The 22,013-nt window shown below is 39.7% G+C and carries 22 protein-coding genes and 1 other annotated feature; of the genes, 3 read left to right on the top strand and 19 right to left on the bottom strand.

Annotated elements, in window-relative coordinates; all coding sequences use genetic code 11:
- The first annotated feature begins 371 nt into the window (after nucleotides 1-371).
- On the top strand, nucleotides 372-1,217 hold the full coding sequence (locus tag VER_RS02280) for a MerR family transcriptional regulator (protein WP_162099275.1): 846 nt from the start codon (nucleotides 372-374) through the stop codon (nucleotides 1,215-1,217).
- Between the two features lie 227 nt (nucleotides 1,218-1,444).
- On the opposite strand, the gene VER_RS02285 is transcribed toward VER_RS02280, so the two are convergent.
- The 19 genes from VER_RS02285 to VER_RS02375 all read right to left on the bottom strand — a co-directional run bounded on the left by VER_RS02285 (nucleotide 1,445) and on the right by VER_RS02375 (nucleotide 19,949).
- On the bottom strand, nucleotides 1,445-2,722 hold the full coding sequence (locus VER_RS02285) for an O-acetylhomoserine aminocarboxypropyltransferase/cysteine synthase family protein (protein ID WP_162099276.1): 1,278 nt from the start codon (nucleotides 2,720-2,722) through the stop codon (nucleotides 1,445-1,447).
- Between the two features lie 126 nt (nucleotides 2,723-2,848).
- Nucleotides 2,849-3,796 carry a homoserine O-succinyltransferase gene (gene metA / locus VER_RS02290; RefSeq protein WP_162099277.1) on the bottom strand — a complete coding sequence of 316 codons (948 nt, stop codon included), beginning with the start codon at nucleotides 3,794-3,796 and terminating at the stop codon, nucleotides 2,849-2,851.
- Nucleotides 3,797-3,985: 189 nt separating this feature from the next.
- Nucleotides 3,986-4,239: a binding site (T-box leader), on the bottom strand.
- Between the two features lie 335 nt (nucleotides 4,240-4,574).
- Nucleotides 4,575-4,991, bottom strand: coding sequence for a F0F1 ATP synthase subunit epsilon (locus VER_RS02295; protein ID WP_162099278.1), 417 nt, complete (start codon nucleotides 4,989-4,991; stop codon nucleotides 4,575-4,577).
- A 3-nt stretch (nucleotides 4,992-4,994) separates the two neighbouring features.
- Nucleotides 4,995-6,419: a F0F1 ATP synthase subunit beta gene (gene atpD / locus VER_RS02300; protein ID WP_162099279.1), complete on the bottom strand. Its 1,425-nt coding sequence runs from the start codon at nucleotides 6,417-6,419 to the stop codon at nucleotides 4,995-4,997.
- 30 nt (nucleotides 6,420-6,449) lie between these two features.
- Nucleotides 6,450-7,316, bottom strand: a complete 867-nt coding sequence (atpG, locus tag VER_RS02305; RefSeq protein WP_162099280.1) for an ATP synthase F1 subunit gamma — start codon at nucleotides 7,314-7,316, stop codon at nucleotides 6,450-6,452.
- A 3-nt stretch (nucleotides 7,317-7,319) separates the two neighbouring features.
- A complete protein-coding gene (gene atpA, locus VER_RS02310) occupies nucleotides 7,320-8,855 on the bottom strand; it encodes a F0F1 ATP synthase subunit alpha (protein WP_162099281.1) in 1,536 nt (511 codons plus the stop codon).
- A 2-nt stretch (nucleotides 8,856-8,857) separates the two neighbouring features.
- Nucleotides 8,858-9,424 (bottom strand): ATP synthase F1 subunit delta, encoded by a 567-nt coding sequence (gene atpH, locus VER_RS02315; protein WP_162099282.1) that lies wholly within the window; start codon nucleotides 9,422-9,424, stop codon nucleotides 8,858-8,860.
- A gap of 5 nt (nucleotides 9,425-9,429) precedes the next feature.
- Complete coding sequence (gene atpF, locus VER_RS02320) at nucleotides 9,430-9,921, bottom strand: F0F1 ATP synthase subunit B (RefSeq protein WP_162099283.1); 492 nt, start codon at nucleotides 9,919-9,921, stop codon at nucleotides 9,430-9,432.
- Between the two features lie 72 nt (nucleotides 9,922-9,993).
- On the bottom strand, nucleotides 9,994-10,251 hold the full coding sequence (gene atpE, locus VER_RS02325) for a F0F1 ATP synthase subunit C (RefSeq protein WP_115310381.1): 258 nt from the start codon (nucleotides 10,249-10,251) through the stop codon (nucleotides 9,994-9,996).
- A gap of 72 nt (nucleotides 10,252-10,323) precedes the next feature.
- Entirely contained in the window at nucleotides 10,324-10,995 is a 672-nt protein-coding gene (atpB, locus tag VER_RS02330) for a F0F1 ATP synthase subunit A (RefSeq protein ID WP_115310382.1), read from the bottom strand.
- A gap of 59 nt (nucleotides 10,996-11,054) precedes the next feature.
- Nucleotides 11,055-11,444, bottom strand: coding sequence for a hypothetical protein (locus VER_RS02335; RefSeq protein ID WP_162099284.1), 390 nt, complete (start codon nucleotides 11,442-11,444; stop codon nucleotides 11,055-11,057).
- Between the two features lie 13 nt (nucleotides 11,445-11,457).
- Nucleotides 11,458-11,664: an AtpZ/AtpI family protein gene (locus tag VER_RS10500; protein WP_162099285.1), complete on the bottom strand. Its 207-nt coding sequence runs from the start codon at nucleotides 11,662-11,664 to the stop codon at nucleotides 11,458-11,460.
- A 475-nt stretch (nucleotides 11,665-12,139) separates the two neighbouring features.
- The gene (gene wecB, locus VER_RS02345) at nucleotides 12,140-13,285 is read right to left on the bottom strand and encodes a non-hydrolyzing UDP-N-acetylglucosamine 2-epimerase (RefSeq protein ID WP_162099286.1); all 1,146 of its coding nucleotides are present in this window, start codon (nucleotides 13,283-13,285) and stop codon (nucleotides 12,140-12,142) included.
- Between the two features lie 87 nt (nucleotides 13,286-13,372).
- Nucleotides 13,373-14,422: a glycosyltransferase family 4 protein gene (locus VER_RS02350; protein ID WP_162099287.1), complete on the bottom strand. Its 1,050-nt coding sequence runs from the start codon at nucleotides 14,420-14,422 to the stop codon at nucleotides 13,373-13,375.
- Between the two features lie 24 nt (nucleotides 14,423-14,446).
- On the bottom strand, nucleotides 14,447-15,805 hold the full coding sequence (locus VER_RS02355) for a PFL family protein (RefSeq protein ID WP_162099288.1): 1,359 nt from the start codon (nucleotides 15,803-15,805) through the stop codon (nucleotides 14,447-14,449).
- 8 nt (nucleotides 15,806-15,813) lie between these two features.
- Nucleotides 15,814-16,083, bottom strand: a complete 270-nt coding sequence (locus VER_RS02360) for an ACT domain-containing protein (protein ID WP_162099289.1) — start codon at nucleotides 16,081-16,083, stop codon at nucleotides 15,814-15,816.
- An 87-nt stretch (nucleotides 16,084-16,170) separates the two neighbouring features.
- On the bottom strand, nucleotides 16,171-17,850 hold the full coding sequence (locus VER_RS02365) for a phosphoglucomutase (RefSeq protein ID WP_162099290.1): 1,680 nt from the start codon (nucleotides 17,848-17,850) through the stop codon (nucleotides 16,171-16,173).
- A gap of 184 nt (nucleotides 17,851-18,034) precedes the next feature.
- Nucleotides 18,035-18,943 (bottom strand): YitT family protein, encoded by a 909-nt coding sequence (locus VER_RS02370; protein WP_162099291.1) that lies wholly within the window; start codon nucleotides 18,941-18,943, stop codon nucleotides 18,035-18,037.
- Nucleotides 18,944-18,986: 43 nt separating this feature from the next.
- On the bottom strand, nucleotides 18,987-19,949 hold the full coding sequence (locus tag VER_RS02375) for a YitT family protein (RefSeq protein WP_115310391.1): 963 nt from the start codon (nucleotides 19,947-19,949) through the stop codon (nucleotides 18,987-18,989).
- Nucleotides 19,950-20,118: 169 nt separating this feature from the next.
- On the opposite strand from VER_RS02375, the gene ispE reads away from it, so the two are divergent.
- On the top strand, nucleotides 20,119-21,006 hold the full coding sequence (gene ispE, locus VER_RS02380; protein WP_162099292.1) for a 4-(cytidine 5'-diphospho)-2-C-methyl-D-erythritol kinase: 888 nt from the start codon (nucleotides 20,119-20,121) through the stop codon (nucleotides 21,004-21,006).
- Nucleotides 21,003-21,692: a GntR family transcriptional regulator gene (locus tag VER_RS02385; RefSeq protein WP_115310393.1), complete on the top strand. Its 690-nt coding sequence runs from the start codon at nucleotides 21,003-21,005 to the stop codon at nucleotides 21,690-21,692. The genes ispE and VER_RS02385 overlap by 4 nt, the downstream gene beginning before the upstream one ends.
- Nucleotides 21,693-22,013 lie beyond the last annotated feature (321 nt).

The raw sequence follows: 22,013 nt of genomic DNA on the forward strand, positions 1-22,013 counted from the left end.
CAAAATATTTTATACTATCTAATCAATCCCGACCTATCAAAACGTGATTAATGTAGGTCTATCAAAATATACTTAATATAAGTCTATAAAAAACGACATTAACCGATGTCTATCAAAACACAATATGCTTATCAAGCCGCAATACATAGAATATGGCGGTTACCTTCTTAGTTCTTCTTCATTGTAATACTTGAAGTAAGCTTTAAGTCAAGACCTTTAGTTACTTTTGTCAAATCTCACAAAGAATCCCTAGGTAAACGATAAAACAAAATGCTCTATTTGATGTATACCTATCATACAGTAGTATAATTGTAGTATTATATTTATAACAAGTGATAAAAGTTGTCAAAATAAAAGCATGGGAGCGGGATATGGAAAAATTAATTTCAATTAGTGAAATGGCAAAATTACATGGTATGAGCCGTCAAACTTTAATTCATTATGACAAAATTGGTCTATTCAAACCAATGTATACTAATAAACGAGGTTTTCGTTATTATAGCAAGCGACAAATTCCTTTTATGCGCAAGATTGGCTTCTTAAAAAACCTAGGCATTAGCTTAAAGGATATTGCCGAATGCGTACATGATAATAAATTAGATAATACGATTGCCTTATTGCAAAATCATCGCGCTACTGTACAAGCTGAAATTGAACGCTTATCCATTATCGAAAAACGTGTAAGCCAACAAATTCAATTACTTGAAGATGCGCGTGAAGTAACGGCTCAACCAGTACACACGCCATTTATCACCAAACGAAGTGAACGGCAAATTATTTATAAAGAGTATATTGAACCCATTAACCGTGAAAATCTAAGTCTTACCTTGGTTAATCTATGGCATGAATTATTTAAAGGGCAACTCTTACCTTCAGCGGGTTTTGGTTCTTTCTTTCCTAAAGACAGCGTTATAAACGGACAACCATTAAAAGGTGCGGGTAGTTGTATTTTTGTTCCCCTTATGGATTTACCAGGGCTTCATACGGCTACCTTACCCGCCGGTTTATATGCTTGTCTTTATAAATATGGTATGCCTTACGACACGAAACATATTGAAGAATTATATAGCTGGCTTGATGCAGAAGGCTATGAATTAGCTGGCGATATCATCGATACTTGTTTATTAGATACGACCTTATACACTAATGATCAAGAAGTCGATTTGTGCTTATTAGAAATGCCCATTCGCAAAAAAGACTCTACCGCAAACCTATAAGCTAATACAGTAAAACATACCAAAAGGCTGTAACCTATAACGGATTTTAATCCGCCCTAAGGTTACAGCCTTTTTCATACCTATGTTAATAGGCGCTGTTAGCTATGAACCTTTAGAAGGCTATTCATCAGTCCTTACCTAACAGGCACCTATTTACATCAACTATATGCTATTAATACCACCAATACTCTGTATAGGCATATGGATTTTTAATAGTTGTGATTTGTTTATACGTGTTCCAAAGCTTGTGCCAAGTCATCGATTAAGTCCTCCACATTTTCAATCCCTACGGAGATACGAATCATATCTGGTGTTACACCCGCTGCTTTTTGTTCTTCTTCATTAAGCTGTGCATGGGTTGTGCTGGATGGGTGAATGACTAAGGATTTAGCATCCCCTACATTAGCAAGGTTGGAGAAAATTTGAAGTTCATCAACAAATTTAATACCTTCAGCTTTACCACCTTTAATACCAAAGGTGAAAATAGAGCCAACCCCTTTTGGATAATATTTATCAGCTAACGCTTTATATTTGCTATCTTTTAATTCTGGATAGTTAACCCAAGCTACTTTAGGATGATTTACTAAGAAATCAATGATTTTACGCGTATTTTCTACATGACGTTCTACACGCAAGGATAACGTTTCAATTCCTTGGAGAATTAACCAAGCAGCTAATGGTGTTAAAGCAGCTCCTGTATCACGAAGCAACTGAGCACGTACTTTTACTGTAAATGGAATTGGTAAATCTGCATATACAAGACCATTATAGTGAATATCACCAGCTACAAAATCAGGGTAACGACCACTTGCTTTATAATCAAATTTGCCACTTTCTACGATAACCCCAGCAATTGTAGTACCATGACCACCTAAGAATTTAGTAGCCGAGTGAACAACTACGTCAGCACCATGTTCGATTGGGCGAATGAGGTATGGTGTACCAAAGGTGTTATCTACGATAAGGATAATGCCATGTTTATGAGCAATATCAGCTACAGCTTGAATATCAATCAAGTTAATATTTGGGTTACCAATGGATTCAATATAAATAGCTTTCGTTTTATCATCGATAGCCGCTTCATACGCTGCCAAATCATCAGGATCAACAAATTTAGTAGTAATACCAAAACGTGGTAGTGTAGAGCTAAATAAATTGTATGTACCGCCATATAATGTGGAAGCAGCAATAATATTATCGCCAGCACCAGCTACGTTTTCAATCGCATAGGTAATAGCTGCTGAACCAGAACCAACGGATAAAGCACCGGCCCCACCTTCTAAAGCAGCTACACGCTTTTCAAGCACATCATTGGTTGGTGTGCCAAGGCGGGAATAAATAGCACCTGGGTCACGAAGAGCAAAGCGGTCAGCTGCTTGCTGTGCATCTTTAAATACATAACTAGTAGTTTGGTGAATTGGCACCGCACGGGCCCCTGTTTCGTCGATTACTTGACCTTCATGTAATTGAATTGTTTCGAATTTGTACTGTTTGTTGTTGCTCATAATAAAATCTCTCCTTTTTCTCCGTCGGTTTCTCACGCCGACAATACCTAATCTCTCAATTTACACGGTGTATCTCTCCAGCTACGCTATCATTGAAGATACTATATTTTAATTTTAAAAATTAACTCAAGCACGATGAAGTCGTTTTTGCTTCATCTTTTTTATTTGCTCAATAATATATGGTGTTTCTTGGTATACATAATAATTGAGCCAATTAGTAAATAACAGCGTTCCCGTTGATCGCCAACGCACGATAGGTGCTTTATTTGGATCATCCTGAGGATAATAATTTTCAGGAACCGCTATATCAAGGCCAAGACCAATATCACGTTCATACTCACGTTGCAAGGTATCTCTATCGTATTCAGAATGACCAAAAACAAAGATATGTTTATTGTCTAGACTTCGTACAATCGCAGCGCCTGCTTTTTCTGAAGCCGCTAATATTTCCAAGTCTTTATTGGCTTTAATTTTATCAATAGGAACGGTGGTGTGCCGTGAATGAGGCATGTAGAATACTTCATCCATACCACGCAATAACATAGGCTGTGTATTTAACACTTCATTTTCAAAAACCCCAAATAGTTTTTCAGGTAATAATTCTTTATCGATGCCAAAGTGATAATATAAGCCCGCTTGTGCACCCCAACAAATGTACAAGGTTGAGTACACATGATCCTCACTCCACGCCATAATCTGAGTCAACTCTTGCCAATAATTCACTTCTTCAAATGGCATTAGTTCTATAGGCGCCCCTGTAATAATCATCCCATCAAAGTACTGATCTTTAATTTCATCAAAGGTTCGATAAAACGAACTTAGATGATCCTCTGAGGTATGTGCGGCTTTATGCGTTACCATATGTAGTAAGGTAATATCAAGCTGCAATGGTGTATTACTTAAGGCTCTCAAGATTTGCGTTTCTGTAATTTCCTTTGTAGGCATCAGATTTACAATTAAAATCTGTAGTGGTCGAATATCTTGCGCTTCTGCTCTTACCGTGTCCATGACGAATATGTTTTCCTCCGCCAGTCTATCAATCGCTGGCAAATCTTTCACTACCGTTATGGGCATTTACTATGTCGCCTCCCCCCTATACCTAAACTCTCTACTTTCTCAAACCCCTAATTGTCTCTCTCTTTTCTCAAGCATTTGTGTAAAACTCGTTATTAGCTTAGCTACTCCAAAAGGTCTCTCACCTCTTTTGTTTCGCTGTAATAAACAAATACAGGTATAAAAAAACATCCTCTATTCACAACTGTGAACAAGGACGTTATAAACGTGTTACCACCTTGATTTAGCTAGGCCTCACAGCCTAACCCTCAGCCAGTACGTCTTACGAATGAGTAAGATTATACTGTGGCATTATAACGGTTGCATCCGCCGAGACTAAAGCTTACGCATTCCACCTCGGATACTCCAAGACCATTTTCCTCGCAGTCTTTTGCATCCCCTTCCACCTACCGGGACTCTCTGTGCCAACGCCATGCGAATACTTATCTCTTCATCGTCGATTCTGTATTTGTCTGTTATCGATGTTGTATCGATGTGATTACTATACCAGTGGCAAGAAAAACTGTCAACACACTTTTTACACCAGTCTTCTGTAAATAGACATTGTCAGTCTACTACATATAAACAAATATGTATCAGCTATTAAACATATACAGCCTTTAATCCTATATATAATCTAGGGTATTAATACGTAACAGCCTTCACATATCATCGCTCGTTATAGCCTAAAGCTATAACGAACTTCAAACAACAACTATAAACTTGTCCACTGTATACACAATACAAAAAGACTGCCTAGCCCCTTTCACAAGGAATAGGGAGTAGACAGTCTCTATCATTAACCCATTTTCTTTTTAATGTCCAAACGCAGTAACGAACGTTTTAATGCTAATTGAGCTCGTTGAAAGTCTATATCAGCATTTTTACTCTGTAAACGTTCCTCGGCCCGCGTTTTCGCCCGTTGTGCTCGTTCCACATCAATTTGTTCAGGTAATTCACAATTTGGCGTAACAACGGTGACAACATTATCCTTAATTTCTAAGAAACCACCAAAGTTCGCTAAAAATGTTTTTTTACCATCCGCACTATCTAGGCGTAGCGGTGCAATTTCTAAAGCAGCTACTAAATTCGCATGACGTGGTAATATCCCTAAATCACCAATTTCTGTGCGGGCTACTACAAAGCTAACGTCACCGGAATAAACGGTCGCATCTGGGGTGATAATATTCAAATGCATAGTTTTACCACTACTCATGAATTATTCCCCCTTCTCCAACAATTCCTTTCCTTTTTCAACCGCTTCATCAATCGTGCCTACCATATAGAATGCATTTTCAGGTAAATTATCATGTTTACCTTCCAAAATTTCTTTAAAACCACGCAAGGTTTCTTTTAATGGTACATATTTCCCTGGCGAACCAGTAAATACTTCTGCTACGAAAAATGGTTGGCTGAGGAAACGTTGAATCTTACGAGCCCGTGCTACTGTTAATTTATCGTCTTCAGACAATTCTTCCATACCAAGAATCGCAATAATATCTTGCAAATCTTTGTATTTCTGTAACACTTCTTGTACGCCACGAGCGATTTTGTAATGTTCCTCGCCTAATACTAATGGATCGAGAATACGGCTAGTGGAATCTAGTGGATCCACCGCTGGATAAATCCCAATTTCAGCAATAGAACGAGATAATACAGTCGTAGCATCCAAATGCGCAAACGTAGCTGCTGGCGCTGGGTCAGTTAAGTCATCGGCTGGTACATATACTGCTTGTACCGATGTAATAGACCCTTCTTTAGTTGACGTAATACGTTCTTGAAGAGCCCCTACGTCATTTGCCAAAGTTGGCTGATACCCTACGGCTGATGGCATACGACCAAGCAAGGCGGATACTTCAGAGCCGGCCTGAATGAAACGGAAAATATTATCAACGAATAACAATACGTCCTGTTTCTGTACGTCACGGAAGTATTCGGCCATAGTCAAACCAGTCAAAGCTACGCGCATACGAGCTCCTGGTGGTTCGTTCATCTGACCATATACTAAAGCCGTCTTAGAAATAACGCCCGATTCCTTCATTTCATTCCAAAGGTCATTCCCTTCACGAGTACGTTCCCCTACACCAGAGAATACGGAATAACCACCATGTTCTGTAGCAATATTATGGATTAATTCCATAATTAATACCGTTTTACCTACACCGGCACCACCGAATAGACCGATTTTACCACCTTTTACATAAGGGGCAATCAAGTCAACAACTTTAATCCCCGTTTCAAGGATTGTTGTTTCTGGAGCTAAATCATCAAATTTAGGTGCTGGACGGTGAATTGGCCACATTTCAGAAGCCTTAACAGGCGTATCATCATGGTCCACTGTTTCACCAAGCACGTTAAAAATACGGCCAAGCACGCCATCCCCAACTGGTACAGAAATAGCAGCTCCTGTATCAACTGCTTCCATACCACGAGTAAGGCCATCGGTAGAGCTCATAGCAACGGCACGAACCGTGTCGTCCCCTAAGTGTTGCATAACTTCTACTACAATCACTTCTTCTTTACCGGATTCGCTTGTCTTTTTAATATGAATTGCGTTGTAAATAGCTGGTAAGTTCCCTGCCGTAAAAAGAACGTCAACTACTGGCCCAATGACCTGTACAACTTTACCTATATTATTACTCATTTAAGAGGTCTCTCCTCCTTTGTCGTTACCCTATTGCAAGGCATTCGCGCCGCCCACAATTTCCGAAATTTCGTTTGTAATGCCAGCTTGGCGTAATTTATTGTATTCCAAATTCAATGTACTAATTAATTCACCTGCATTATCGGTTGCGGACGTCATAGCCGTCATACGAGCACCAAGCTCACTAGCAGAAGCCTGCAATAATGCATTATACATAGTAATCTCTAAATATTTAGGTAACAATTGATCGTAAATGGCTTCTACATTTGGTTCGTAAATATATAAGTCATTTAACTCACCTTCTACATGACCTTCCATTTCAATAGGCAGTAATTTAAGACTTTGTACATTCTGTGTTAAGGAGTTAACAAAATGTGTGTAAATCAAAATTACTTCATCTACAGTGCCTTCTAAAAATAGCTTCGTTGCTTCTTGCACAATTTGACGTGCATGGCTATATTCAGGTTTATCGGAAAAGCCCACATGAGAATGAGTCAACCCATAATGGTGGTATTGTAAATATTCCGTTGGTTTACGACCTACTGTAATCGTTTCAAACGTAGAAGCCTCTTTTGCTTCTGTTGCATGTCCGAAAAATTTAATTAAATTACTTGTATATGCACCGGCTAAGCCTTTATCAGCACCAATCAAAATGTAACATGTACGATTCACTTCGCGCACATTCATGAGTGGATAGGTAGCTAATTTTTCACTATCTAAGGTACTGGATACATTTTTAAGAATCTGGCCTAGTTTTTCTGCATATGGTTCTGTAGATTTGGCTTTGGTCTGTGCACGGCGCAATCGAGCAGACGCGACCATTTTCATGGCCTTCGTAATCTGCTGCGTATTAGACACACTTTTAATGCGCTTACGCAAATCTTGTGCACTACTCATCGCCTACGCCTCCTCGGTAATTAAGTGATGGGATTCGCCAAAAGCTGCAATGCATTCTTTAATGGCTTTTATTAACAATTCTTCGGTCGCCTCATCTAATTTCTTAGACGATGCAATATTAGTAAGAATTTCACTATAATTGCCATGTACATAGCGCAGTAATTCAGTCTGGAAGGCTGGTACATCGGCTACTTCAATGGTAGCAAAGCAACCATTAATCCCTGCATACAAGCACACTACTTGCTCTTCTACCTTTAATGGCGAGTACTGTGGTTGTTTTAACATTTCAGTTAAACGTTCACCACGATCAAGTTGTGCTTTCGTAGATTTATCAAGATCAGAACCAAACTGAGCAAAGGCTGCTAATTCACGATATTGTGCTAAGTCAAGACGTAATTTACCAGCTACTTGTTTCATCGCTTTAATCTGAGCACTACCACCTACACGAGATACGGATAAACCAACGTCAACGGCTGGTCGAATGCCCGAATAGAACATATCTGTGCCAAGGAAAATCTGACCGTCCGTAATGGAAATTACGTTCGTAGGAATATAGGCCGATACGTCACCAGCCTGTGTTTCAATGATTGGTAACGCTGTAATCGAACCGCCACCTAATTCATCAGATAATTTAGCAGCTCGTTCTAATAAACGAGAATGTAAATAGAATACGTCACCAGGATATGCTTCACGTCCTGGTGGACGACGAAGTAATAAACTCATGGCACGATACGCTGCTGCCTGTTTAGATAAGTCATCATATACACAAAGTACATGTTTCCCTTGGTACATGAAATGTTCACCCATAGCAACGCCTGCATATGGCGCAATGTATTGCATTGGTGCCCCTTCAGAGGCACCGGCAGATACGACAATGGTATAATCCATAGCGCCTGCTTCTTGTAATTTCTGTACTACACGTGCTACGGTGGATTCTTTTTGACCAATAGCTACATAAATACAAATAACATCTTGTCCTTTTTGGTTCAAGATTGTATCAATAGCAATGGCCGATTTACCCGTACCACGGTCACCAATAATTAATTCACGCTGCCCACGACCGATTGGAACCATAGCATCAATAGCTTTTAAACCTGTTTGTAATGGTTCAAATACAGATTTACGGTCAGCAATCCCTGGTGCCGGATATTCAATAGGACGATGGCCTTCAGGCGTAATAGCCCCTTTACCATCAATTGGTTGCCCTAAGGCATTAACTACACGACCGATTAATTGTTCACCTACTGGTACCTGCATGATACGGCCAGTACGGCGTACTTGATCGCCTTCTTTAATTAAAAAATCATTACCTAGTAGTACAGCCCCTACATTGTCTAATTCTAAGTTCTGTACCATACCATATACACCATGAGGTAATTCTAATAATTCACCTGCCATGGCCTTTTCAAGACCGTAAATATGTGCAATACCATCGCCTACTTCAAGCACAGTACCCACATCATCAACGTTAAGTTCCACATCGTAGTCCTGAATCTGCTGTTTAATTATGGCAGTAATTTCTTCAGGCTTCATTTTCATACTTAACCATTCACCCCAATCTCTGTTGTATCGGATTTAAGCAAATGCTTTTTCAAATCATCCATGCGACGCAATACACTAGCATCGATACGTGTATCGCCAATTTGAATAATTAGTCCCCCAACAATCGTTGGATCTACTTTAATGGTAAAAACATATTGCTTACCCGTAATTGCTTTTAATTTATCTGCCAATTGTGTATATACTTCTTCTGGCATAGCTTGACTCACTGTAACGGTGGCTGCAAATATACCACGAGCTTCCCGTGCCTTATTAATAAATTCTGCAATGGTAGCCTGAATATACCGTATACGCCCTCGTTTTACCATGATATACAAAGTATTTAGTGCCATTTTATGAATCGCTTGGCCAAAAATTTTGGTCAATATATCACATTTGGCTTGTGCTTCTAGGGCAGGGTACAACAACAATGTGCCTAGTCCAGGTTGCGTATCCATAACTTCTTTTACGTAGGAAAGATCCGTTTCCATTTGTTCAAGGATTTGCTGTTCCTGCGCCAATTCAAAGATAGCGGTACTGTATTTTTCTGTTACAATGTTTTCGCTCATACCAATCACCCTAATGCTTTACTGTCAAGCTTAGCAATCGCTTCTTTTACAAGATCCACATTAGCTTGACTATCCATATTTTTAGCCACAAGTTTGCCAGCAATAGCTACTGATAAGGTAACCATATCTTCACGCATTTTTTCTAATGCTTTGGCTTGTTCACGGGCAATTTCATTACGAGCTTCTTCTTTTTCACGTACTAGCTGTTCTTTTAATTCCTTAATTTGAGCTTGCGTATTACGTTCTGCTAACTGAGCTGCTTTTTCAACAATCGCTTGTGCTTCTTTACGAGCATTTGCTAATTGCGCCTCATACTCTTTACGAGTTGCTTCGGCGGCATCTAAAGTAGCTTGCGCATTCGCTAAATCGCCTTCAATTTTTTTACGGCGTGCTTCCATAACGCCCACTAAAGGTTTAAACGCAAATTTCGCTAAAATCGCCACTAAAATAAAGAAATTGATAAATTGAACCAGCAATGTACCGTTTATTTCTACCAACGGCGTAACCCCCTCTTAAACTTGGAATTATAACTTGCCTTGTTGTATTCGTTCAATTTAAAAATCATCTAATTATAGTTTACCAATAACTACATCCGTGAATACAAGAACGATGGCAATAACTGTTGCAATAATTGGAATAGATTCAATCAAACCGATGGAAATAAATAAATTAGTCATAATCTTACCAGCCATCTCAGGTTGACGAGTCATCCCTTCAAATGCTTTACGAACTGCCAAAGCATCACCGAATGCAGCTGCCAATGCGGCTAAACCAGCTACTAAACAAGCACTGAATACACTCACTGACAATAAGATTGCTTTTTCCATAATAAAATTCCTCCTAAAAATGTAATTAATACTATCTAATCTGAACGTAATTAGATTGTAAAACTATGGTGATTAATGCTCTTCTGAAACTGCCATACCTAAGTAGGATGTTACTAAAATAGTAAATACGAAGGCTTGAATAACACCAACAAATAGACTGAATACAATCCAAATAATAGGTGTTAAATACGGCGCCAAACCATTTAACAATTCCAATACAATTTCACCGGCTACAATGTTCCCAAATAGACGGAAACTAAGGGTAATCGGTTTAGAAATTTCTTCCATAAGATGGAAAATTACGAAAACGGCAAACGGTTGAAAAAAATGCTTAAAGTAAGCAGGCCCTTTAATACGCGCCCCAATAACCCAAATACTAAAGGAACTAGCCAGTGCCAGCCCTAAGGTCGTATTTAAGTCATTAGTGGGCGATACCAAGATATGTGGACTCGGTATTAATCCCAGTTCATTACTTACTAAGATAAAGAAAAAGAATGTAAATAGTAGCGAACTTACCTTATTAAAGTGCTTACCTAAAGGTCCCTTCAACTGATTGCCAATAGCTTCTAATATAAATTCCACAACATTTTGAACGCCTGTGGGAACCATGTTAACTTGTCGTGTAGCAAAAAAGGCAATGACAATAAGAATACCAAATACAATCCAAGTCATATATAAAGTATCCATATTAAATGCCATGCCCCACATGTGAACAACGGTATGGTTACCGGTATGTAACTCCATAAGGTTCACCTCCTTTCACGAATTTTAGCTACTATTTATCTAATATTTGTGAATATTTACTAAATTAAACTGTTCCAACCATGCTGCATATTATAACGAATTCGTTCTATAATCGATAATGGCCGCCAAGCTAATAGACCTATCATATACGCCACAAAAGGGAAATTATCAAACAGAAATGCTGCTAATATAGTCCCAAACGCAACTAAGGTAAGTCGTACAGCTGAGCCAGCTTTGGTTGCCCTTTCAATAACTCGAATATCTTTATGACGAACTCGATAAATCCACAGCCCTAAAATCAATAAATATAAAAAGTTTATCCCACAGCCCCAAAGCCACCCTAGAATATACTGCTCATAGTCTAATACTTCCAATAACAACATAATCGTAATGGTGGTAAAGAATAAATAGGCTGACATACGCTTTATAAATTCAACAAAATCCGCCATGTCTTATCCCCTTTCAGGAAACGACTCTCAGATATAGAGAGTATAAACCTCCCAAACCTCCTACAATCCCTCCGATTAGAGTGCCCCACGGCGATACACCAAATAGATAATCTATGCCGCGCCCAATGGCTAAACAACCTAAAATAGATACCAGCAAAGAAAAACCGGCTGACAAAGCTACATTCAAAGCTTTTAACGTTGTGGGATCCAGTCGCTTCATAGCATCACCTACACTTTGTTGACTACTAAGATACGCCACAAATCACACTGTATGAATTAGCATGAACTGGGCAAATCCAACATTCACTAAATTATAACATTTTGTCATTACTTTAGCCAATGCAGCTATAACAAGTATTATTTCTATATTTTTCCACTCATTATAAATTTCAATGTACGTGCCAACTAAACAACGAATTTTATCTATGTATACAAAACGCTATACTATAAGAGTTTAACTAGAAATACACCCTTATACACACTATCCAATAATCAAAAAATATAATCACTGTAATACAAATTTCCGATTACTGCAACGAAACTCATTCATGACTGACAAGAATAATGAAGCCTAAATTTACCCCTTTTTGGATAAATTAATATAACTAACACCATCAAAATAGGCTCGCCCAGTATACTCAGCAAGCCTATTTCATTAGTAAGTCTACTATCTAAGTCAACATTACTACTATATATTAGTATCCAAAACGACTTGGCTTCTTACCGCTCTGCAAAAACTCATATCGTAAGGCTTCTACAATACGTTGTGAAGCAATACCATCACCATATGGATTTACAGAATTAGCCATTACATCGTAAGCTTCTTTATCAGCTAACAAACGATGGGCCGTATCATATACTGTATTTTCATCAGTTCCTACTAAGCGAACCGTACCAGCTGTCACCGCTTCAGGCCGTTCCGTCGTATTGCGCAATACAAGCACGGGTTTACCTAAAGCCGGCGCTTCTTCTTGAATCCCGCCCGAATCAGTCATCAACAAATAAGAGCGAGCCATTAAATTAGCAAACGGTTCATATTCTAAAGGATCAATTAAATGCACCCGCGCTACATCGCCTAATTCTTCCTTAACAATACTGCGTACTTTTGGGTTCTTATGGACAGGGAATACTACTTCAATATCGGTAAAAGCATCCACTAAACGGCGGATTGCTTTGTACACATGACGCATAGGTTCCCCTAAGTTTTCACGACGATGTGTCGTTACTAGCACAATACGACGATTTTTATAATCTAATGTATTGAGTAACTCTTCTTCAAATTGATAGCCTTCCTTAACCGTCGTTTGTAAAGCATCAATAACAGTGTTACCTGTCACATATAAATGGGCAGAACTAACATTTTCCTTCATCAAGTTCTTCTCAGCACTAGATGTAGGGGCAAAATGATAGGTAGCTAAAGAGCCTGTTAATTTACGATTCATTTCTTCTGGGAATGGCGAATAAATATTACCCGTCCGCAAACCAGCTTCTACATGCCCTACTGGAATTTCTTGATAGAATGCCGCCAAGGCACCAGCAAAGGTTGTCGTTGTATCACCATGCACTAATACTACATCTGGTTTCGCTTCTGTCAACACATCTTTAAGACCTTCTAAGGCACGAGTTGTCACATCATATAAAGTCTGACCTTGACTCATAATATTCAAATCATAGTCAGGAGTGATAGCAAATAAATCTAATACCTGATCAAGCATTTCCCGATGTTGCGCGGTAACGGTTACGATGGCCTCCATGTCAGGAGCCGCCTCCAATGCTTTCACTACAGGTGCCATTTTAATCGCTTCTGGCCTTGTTCCAAAGACTGTCATTACTTTTAACATACATTACCTCCCATAAATCGCTAGCCCACAGATATCATCCCTGTATGCTAGGAAGGCGCCTGTACAATCCGTACAAGCGCTCGTAGATTACCGTCTATTTGTAACTGCTTTTTCCTTAACTACTACTTCATCCTTAGCAATCATACCAAGTTTCGTAGCAATAAACACACAAATACACAAAATAGCTAACACTATGGCAATGCCAACTAAAATATTTACTTTCGCTAATAAAATAGCTACGTAGCCTAGCAAAGCTGTTACGGCATACATCAACAATACAGCTTGTTTCTGTGATAAGCCTAAGGCCAATAAACGATGATGCATATGACCTTTATCCGGTTTAAACACTGGCCGCCCATTAATTTTACGACGAATAATCGCAAAGGTCGTATCTAAAATAGGCAAGCCTAATACAATAACAGGGACTACCAAGGAAATAGTAGCCGCTGTTTTAACAGCCCCCATCACTGAAATAGTAGCCATCGTATAGCCTAACAGCATACTGCCTGTATCGCCCATAAAAATCTTAGCAGGGTTAAAATTATAGCGCAAGAAACCACAAGCGGCACCGGCTAAAGCTAAGGCAATGCACGCCAAATCTACCTGTCCCATTTGCCATAGCACCGTAAAAATAGCCATACAGGAAATTAACGAAATTCCTGCTGCCAGGCCATCTAACCCATCAATTAAATTAACAATATTGGTAAACCCAACAATCCAAAAGATAGTCAAAGGAATCGAAAAGATGCCTAAATAAAAGACATGCCCCCAAGGATTAGTAATAAATTCTACTTGATTACCAAAGGCCACGACTACAGCAGCCGCTAAAATTTGGCCTGTCAATTTTGTTTTAGGACCGATTTGTTTCACATCATCCCATATACCTACAGCAACTAAAACGAGCGAGCCCACTAAGAGCCCCATTTCAGCGCTTAAATCATCTACGGAATAAATAACGGAAACCATATAGCCAATATAGATGGCTAAGCCACCTAAGCGAGGTATGGCTCCATGATGCACCTTACGCGCATCTGGTTTATCCATAGCCCCAATATTAATCGCCAACTTTTTAATCAGCGGTGTAATCGCATACGTAATGACTAAAGCAATTATGAATGCCCACACGTACACCGTCATTACTGCACCTCCTCGTGCTTGTCCTTAGTTTGTAAGACTGCGAATAGGTGCTGGAATGCGTCCACCTCGTTGGATGAACTCTTCTGCCCCAAACGGACTTACTTCAATAATTGGGCAATATCCCAATAAACCACCAAATTCAACCATATCCCCTACTGTTTTACCAGGTACTGGAATAAGACGAACGGCAGTCGTTTTATTATTAATCATACCAATAGCTGCTTCATCGGCAATAATAGCAGAAATAGTAGCCGCTGATGTATCTCCTGGCACAGCAATCATATCAAGCCCTACCGAACATACACAAGTCATCGCCTCTAACTTATCTAAACTTAGACTACCTACAGAAACAGCATCAATCATGCCTTTATCTTCACTAACAGGAATAAAGGCACCACTTAAACCACCTACATGAGAAGAAGCCATGAGGCCTCCTTTTTTGACAGCATCATTAAGCAACGCTAAGGCTGCTGTTGTACCATGAGCCCCACAGGAGGTAATACCCATTTCCTCTAATACATGCGCTACGGAATCACCCACAGCAGGCGTAGGAGCTAGTGATAAATCAATAATCCCAAACTGCTTACCTAATCGCCGTGAGGCTTCCTGAGCCACTAATTGACCAACGCGTGTAATCTTGAAGGCCGTACGCTTAATCGTTTCGGCCACTTCATCAAAAGGTCGTCCGCGCACAGCTTCTAATGCATGCTTAACAACCCCTGGACCACTGACACCAACGCTAATCGTTGTATTACCTTCTGTGACACCATGGAACGCTCCTGCCATGAAAGGATTATCTTCGACAGGATTACAAAAAATGACAAGCTTAGCACACCCAAATGCATCACGGTCTGCTGTTAGCTCCGCTGTCTGTTTTACAATTCGCCCCATTTCAGCAACAGCATCCATATTGATGCCTGCTTTAGTAGAGCCAATCCCTACCGAACTGCACACTAAGTCAGTCGTTGCCAACGCTTCTGGAATAGAGGCAATCAAACGATGATCGCCTTCTGTATAGCCTTTGCTAACGAGAGCAGAAAACCCACCAATAAAGTTAACCCCTACTGCTTTAGCCGCTTTATCAAGCGCTTCTGCTACGGGTACATAACTTTTTAAATCACTGCCCGCTGCCACGAGAGAAATTGGCGTAACGGCCACCCGTTTATTAATGATAGGCACTCCGTACTCCTGAGCAATGGCTTCGCCAGTAGCCACTAGATGTTCAGCTTCTTTAGTAATGTGATCATAAATGCGCGTGCAAAGAGTCTTGCCATCTGAAGCCGCACAGCCTAGAAGACTAATCCCCATAGTAATGGTACGCACGTCCAATTTATTGTCACGAATCATTTGGTTAGTTTCAATAATATTCTCAATACTTAACATAATACCACCTACCCTACGCGGTGCATGCTAAGGAATATATCCGCATGTTGTGCCTTAATTTGAACACCTAACTGTTCCCCCTCAACAGTTAATGCTTCTTGCACCTTTTGAAGTGCTGTTGGTTCTTCTGTTTCACACATCATAATCATATTAAAGATACCATCTAAAATAGTCTGATTAATGGATACAATATTTACATTATTTTCGGCTAACACGGTAGCTACCCGAGCAATAATCCCCACTCGGTCTATCCCTACTACAGTTACAACTAATTTCATGTGATTCACCTTTTCCTTAATACCTAATTCAACGTTTCTCTCTGTATTTCAATAATGTTATATTATATCACACTTTATTTTACAATTCTACCGTGCAGTAACCTCGTTTACAAGGTCTTTACCAGCTTTTAACAAACTTTCTAAGGCCTCTTCGCCATTGAAACTTTCTGCATATACTTTGTATAAATCTTCCGTTCCAGAAGGACGAGCTACTAAAAAGCTATTAGCCGTTGTAATGCGCAAGCCCCCCAAGGCATACTCACCATATAAAGAAGTTGTCCGAATAGACTCAATAGGCTCCCCTGCTAATTCCGTAGCCGTTACATCACTAGCCTTTAATTGACTTAACGCTTCCTTAGTCGCTTTAGTGCAAGGCGTGTCAATACGCGTGAAAACAGGCGTACCATATCGCTGTGTTAATGCATCATACAATTGATCTGGTGTACGCCCTGTGACTGACCACATTTCCAGTGCCAACAAGGCCATAATCATACCATCTTTATCGGTAGTCCAAACGGTGCCATCTTTTTTAAGGAACGATGCACCGGCGCTTTCTTCCCCACCAATGCCAATTGTTCCATCGAATAATAAAGAGGCAAAATATTTAAAGCCTACAGGCACTTCATAAACAGTAATCTCATTATCGGCACAGAATTTATCCACCATACCCGTAACTACAGCGGTCTTACCAAAACCCTTGCCAGACCACTGACGATTATAGAATAAGTACGCACCAGCAGCTACTAAGAAATGATTAGGTGGCATAAGACCCGCCTTTGTCACAATCCCATACCGATCATAATCAGGGTCATTGCCTACAGCTAAGTCAAATTGACCAATCTGTTTCACCACATCCGCCATTGCATAAGCGGAAGAGCAGTCCATGCGAACTACCCCATCATGGTCATAAGGCATGAAACTAAACGTAGGGTCATATTCATTATTAATAATTGTTAAATCCAACTGGTAGGTATCGCTAATGGCTTCCCAATACTCCATTCCACTACCACCTAGGGCATTAACTAAGACCTTTGGTTTTGCTTTGCGAATGACATCAAAATTAATAACATCCGCTAGTTCAGCTACATAAAGGCCTTTATAATCATATTCCCATTGCAAGGCAGAATCGATTTCATCAATAGCCACGCGACGAATGCCCTCGCCACCACTTTTAATATACTCATTCGCTTTTGTTTCAATCCATTTCGTAATAGTCGTATCAGCTGGGCCCCCGTTAATCGGATTATACTTAATCCCCCCTTGGTCCGGTGGGTTATGAGATGGTGTAATAATAATACCATCCGCCTTACCTTGCCCCACTTTATCTTTTAAAAAGGCAGGTACAAAATCTAAGGCTAATTGTTTATCAATAATCTCATTATAACGAATGATTGCCCGTGAAACGCTAGGTGTTGGCACAAAGCCATTTTCCCCATCCACAGCAGCCACTACGCCATTAGCGGCCAATACTTCTAACACCGTTTCAATCGCAGGTTCTGACAATGCATGGGTATCATGACCAACAAAACAAACACCGGTAGCACCAAATTCTTTACGGCCATCACAAATAGCTTGCGCAATAGCTGCCACATGTAACTCATTAAAGCTACCAGCCAACGACTTACCACGATGACCCGAAGTTCCAAAGGAAATGCGTTGTTCTTTATTATCATACTGAGGCACTATTTGGTAATACGCTTCAATAATAGACTCTAAATCAATCAAATCTTCTGAACGCACCAAAGTGCCTGCTAATGCATGTACCATAAAAACCTCCATTATTTCATTTATATATCATCAATTAGCTAGCATCTATTAACTAACTAATAACTAATAACTAACATCTAACATCTATCAGCTAACTAAACGCTATCAACGCCTAGTGTGTACGCTTTCACAATGACCTTTCACTAGACTAAGGCGTAAAAGTAAATGCAACCACGTATTACTACTAATCATTCATCTCTACCCGCGCTCGAATACGCTCAATAGCTTGCTGGGTTTCCGCTTTTGATGGTAACGTAAAGCCAGCACCGATAACTTCGGCTACATCAGTAACCATTAAAAAGGCCGTTGGATCTTCTTCCTCTACTGCTTTTTTAAGTTTAGCAACCTGCATTAAGCTAACTACTACCAAAATCACCTGCTTATGCTGATGTGTATACGCCCCTTCCCCATTCAAAATAGTGGCGCCACGGCCAATTTGATTAATAATCAAATCACAAATTTTATAGGGTTTATAGGAAATAATAAACACCGCTTTACGTTGATCAAAGCCCACAATAACACGATTAGTTAGCATAGCTGAAATATACAAACTCACCAAAGTAACCGCAGCCGCTTCAATATTAACTACAAAGGCCGCTATCGTCAAAATCACCATATTAATGGCTAATACAATACTACCAATTTGTAAACCATAATATTTACGAATAATTAGCGCAATCGGATCAAGGCCTCCTGCATTACCGCCTGACCGATATACAGTACCTACCCCAATACCACAAAATAGGCCCCCTAAAATCGCCCCTACCAATGGATCATGCGTCAAATCATAATCTGCTAAAAATCGCAGCATATTAATAAACAGCGAGGATACAACCGTACCAAAAATCGTAATCATTACATGCCAACGACCTAGCCAACGATAGGCTGCATATAGAACGGGAATGTTTAAAAGTAAATTCAATGTACCGACTTGAATGCCCGTTAAATAATACAACATTAAGGCAACCCCACTAATGCCACCACTTACCAATTTATGTGGCACTACAAAGGCATTAATCCCTATGGCAAATAAAAACGTACCCAACGTGACCATAGCCATTACATATAAAGTTGAACTCCACTTTTTAAACATGTCGCCTCCTAATTCTCAATTCGTCTATTTTGCTAGTTTCCCATTAATTTTTAGGGGTTTCTGCAATTGTCCCTTCCGGCGCATCTGGTAACGAATCCCCCATCGCCCCCGACTGCACGGACCGCTCAATAGCCGCATTCACCGATTCAGGGGTAGCCAATGGAATGGTAAAACCTTGACCAATCACTTCCGCTGCATCAGAAATAATCATAAAGGCCGACGGGTCTTCTTTCTGCACCGCTTCTTTTAACTTAGCCACTTGCATTAACCCAACAACAACTAAAATGACCTGTTTATGCTGATGTGTATACGCCCCTTCCCCATTTAAAATAGTCGCACCACGGCCTAACTGGTGAATAATTAAGTCGCAAATCTTATATGGTTTATAGGAAATAATATAAATAGCCTTCCGTTGATTAAAGCCTACTACTACCTTATTGGTAACCATAGCTTGCACATAAATACTAATAAGCGTAATGGCCGCTGCTTCTACACTAATAACTAAGGCCGCGGCGAATAAAACTAATACGTTAATACCAAAAATAATGCTCCCCATTTGTAAGCCATAATACTTACGGATAATCAGTGCAATAGGGTCCAAGCCGCCCGTATTCCCGCCAGCTCTATACACAATACCTAGGCCTAAACCGCACATAATACCACCCAGTAATGAACCTACCAACGGATCGGAGGTTAACTGGTATTGCTCCATAAATTCCATAGCATTAATTAAGAAGGAAATAACAGCTGTCCCAAATAGTGTTATCATTAAATGCCAACGACCCAGCCAACGATAAGCAGCATACAAAATAGGCACGTTTAATAGCAAGTTTAAGGTACCTACTTGAACGCCCGTTAAATAATATAGCATTAACGCAATCCCGCTTAAACTACCACTTACTAACTTGTGTGGTACAATAAAAGCATCAATACCAATGGCAAACAATAATGAACCAATCGTTGTCATCACTAAAGCATTCGTTGTTCGGCCCCATTTCAACTGCATAGTTCCTCCTGGAAATTGAAATTTCTCACTTAATAGCGTATAATAAATTGATTAAATATAAAAAATCATTAGGTTAATATTTCTATGTCCATCTTAACCTAACCACCTTATAATTTCAACTACTAAAGCAGTTTCATCTGTAAGTTCATCAGCAAAAAGGAGGCTCCCCATGGAGCAATTAAGCTTCAGTAAAATTAATATTGGTTTGGCCATTCTCAATAAACGCGATGATGGCTATCACAATATCGACACTATTTTTCAATCTATTTATTTAGGTGATTCCATTTACTTTGCCAAACACCACTCCGTAGTTTTTTCTGGCATGGCCCCTGAACTACCTACCTATATGAACGATATGATTCCTTATGACGAATCAAACCTAGCGATGAAAGCCTTGCGAGCTATTCAAGCCTATACAGGTTGCACTACAGGTGGCGCCATCCATTTATTAAAACGAGTGCCTCCAGCAGCTGGTCTCGGTGGTGGTAGCTCCGATGCGGCGGCTATGCTACTGGGCTTAAATAAATTCTGGGATTTACGCCTCACGGAGAAAGAACTCATGAAACTAGCCAACGACTTAGGCTCCGATGTGCCCTTTCTCATGAAAGGCGGCACAGCCCGTGGCACTAGTCGTGGAGAAATACTCAACTATTTACCAACCGACAAACCCCATTGGCTATTAATTGTAAAACCAGAACTATCTGTATCCACAGCCGCAGCCTATAATCGTTTCAACAATCAATCCCAAGTAACGAGTGAAACTATCGATACCGTAGAAAATGCTATGCGCGAAGGGGCTGTCAAAAAAGCCATGCAGCATAGTGGCAATACCTTCGAAGAATTACTATTCCCACTGCATCCAGAGCTCATCACTTGTAAAGAGTTTTTCACCAGCCGTGGTTATACCACTATTATGACTGGCAGTGGCCCTACGATGGTAGTATATCTTGATACAGCCTTAGAAGTATTAAGCCTACAAGAAGAAATAAAAAAAGCAGGGTATACTTGGTTATCCTTAATCACTAAAACTCATGGTAAGGAGGCATTATCCGAATGAATAAAGATCTAGGACGTTTACAGCCTATCGTATTAACATCTTACAAACCATTACGTGAAGTCGTATGTGAAACCTTGCGTCAAGCCATCCGTGATGGTATCTTCAAGCCTGGTGAACGCCTCATGGAAGTACCTCTAGCCGAAGAATTAGGTGTGAGCCGTACGCCAGTCCGTGAAGCTATTCGCAAACTGGAGCTAGAAGGCTTTGTTGTCATGATTCCTCATCGTGGAACTTATGTAGCCGATATTTCTCTCAAGGATATTACCCAAGTCTTTGAAATTCGTTCTGCCCTTGAAGAATTAGCCGCCCAACTAGCAGCCGAACGAATTACCCCTGATGAAATTGAGTTCTTAGAGCGCATGTTGGTAGAAATTGGCACCTTCATGGAACAAAAAAACATGGAAAAAGTAGTTGAAGCAGATATTAACTTCCACGAAGTATTATATAAAGCATCTCGCAATGAACGGTTAGTAGAAATTATTCACAACTTACGAGAACAAACCTTGCGTTTCCGCACCATGTCAATGAATCAACCCGGTCGCTTAGTCAAAACTTGGGAAGAACACCGCATGTTAGTCGAAGCAATTGCTGAACGCAATCCAGCGCAAGCCCGTGAAATTGCACGTCTTCATATGGAACACTCCGAACAAGCCTTATTAAAAGGCATGAATATTGACAAACCTTAATAACGTATAGCTCTTTAACAAAAGGGACTGTTGCTTACATAATGAATAATTCTGTATTCGTGCTGTAAACGACAGTCCCTTTTTATGTTCAAATACAAATTCATTTAAAATTCTAAATTTACTTATTTATCCATTTATCATGCATTCATATCGAATTTTATTGATTTATCAATCATATATTTTCTTTAAAAACTAAATAGCATATAATTTTTCATTTCGTGGATTTTACTCTATTTTTTTAATACTTTCTTAAAGGTAATATGATTTCTTTGTCGAAATCTTACACTATAGCACTTTGATATAATTCGATATACTTATTAG

It is taken from the genome of Veillonella sp. R32 (assembly GCF_010093125.1).
Classification (GTDB): Bacteria; Bacillota; Negativicutes; order Veillonellales; family Veillonellaceae; genus Veillonella_A.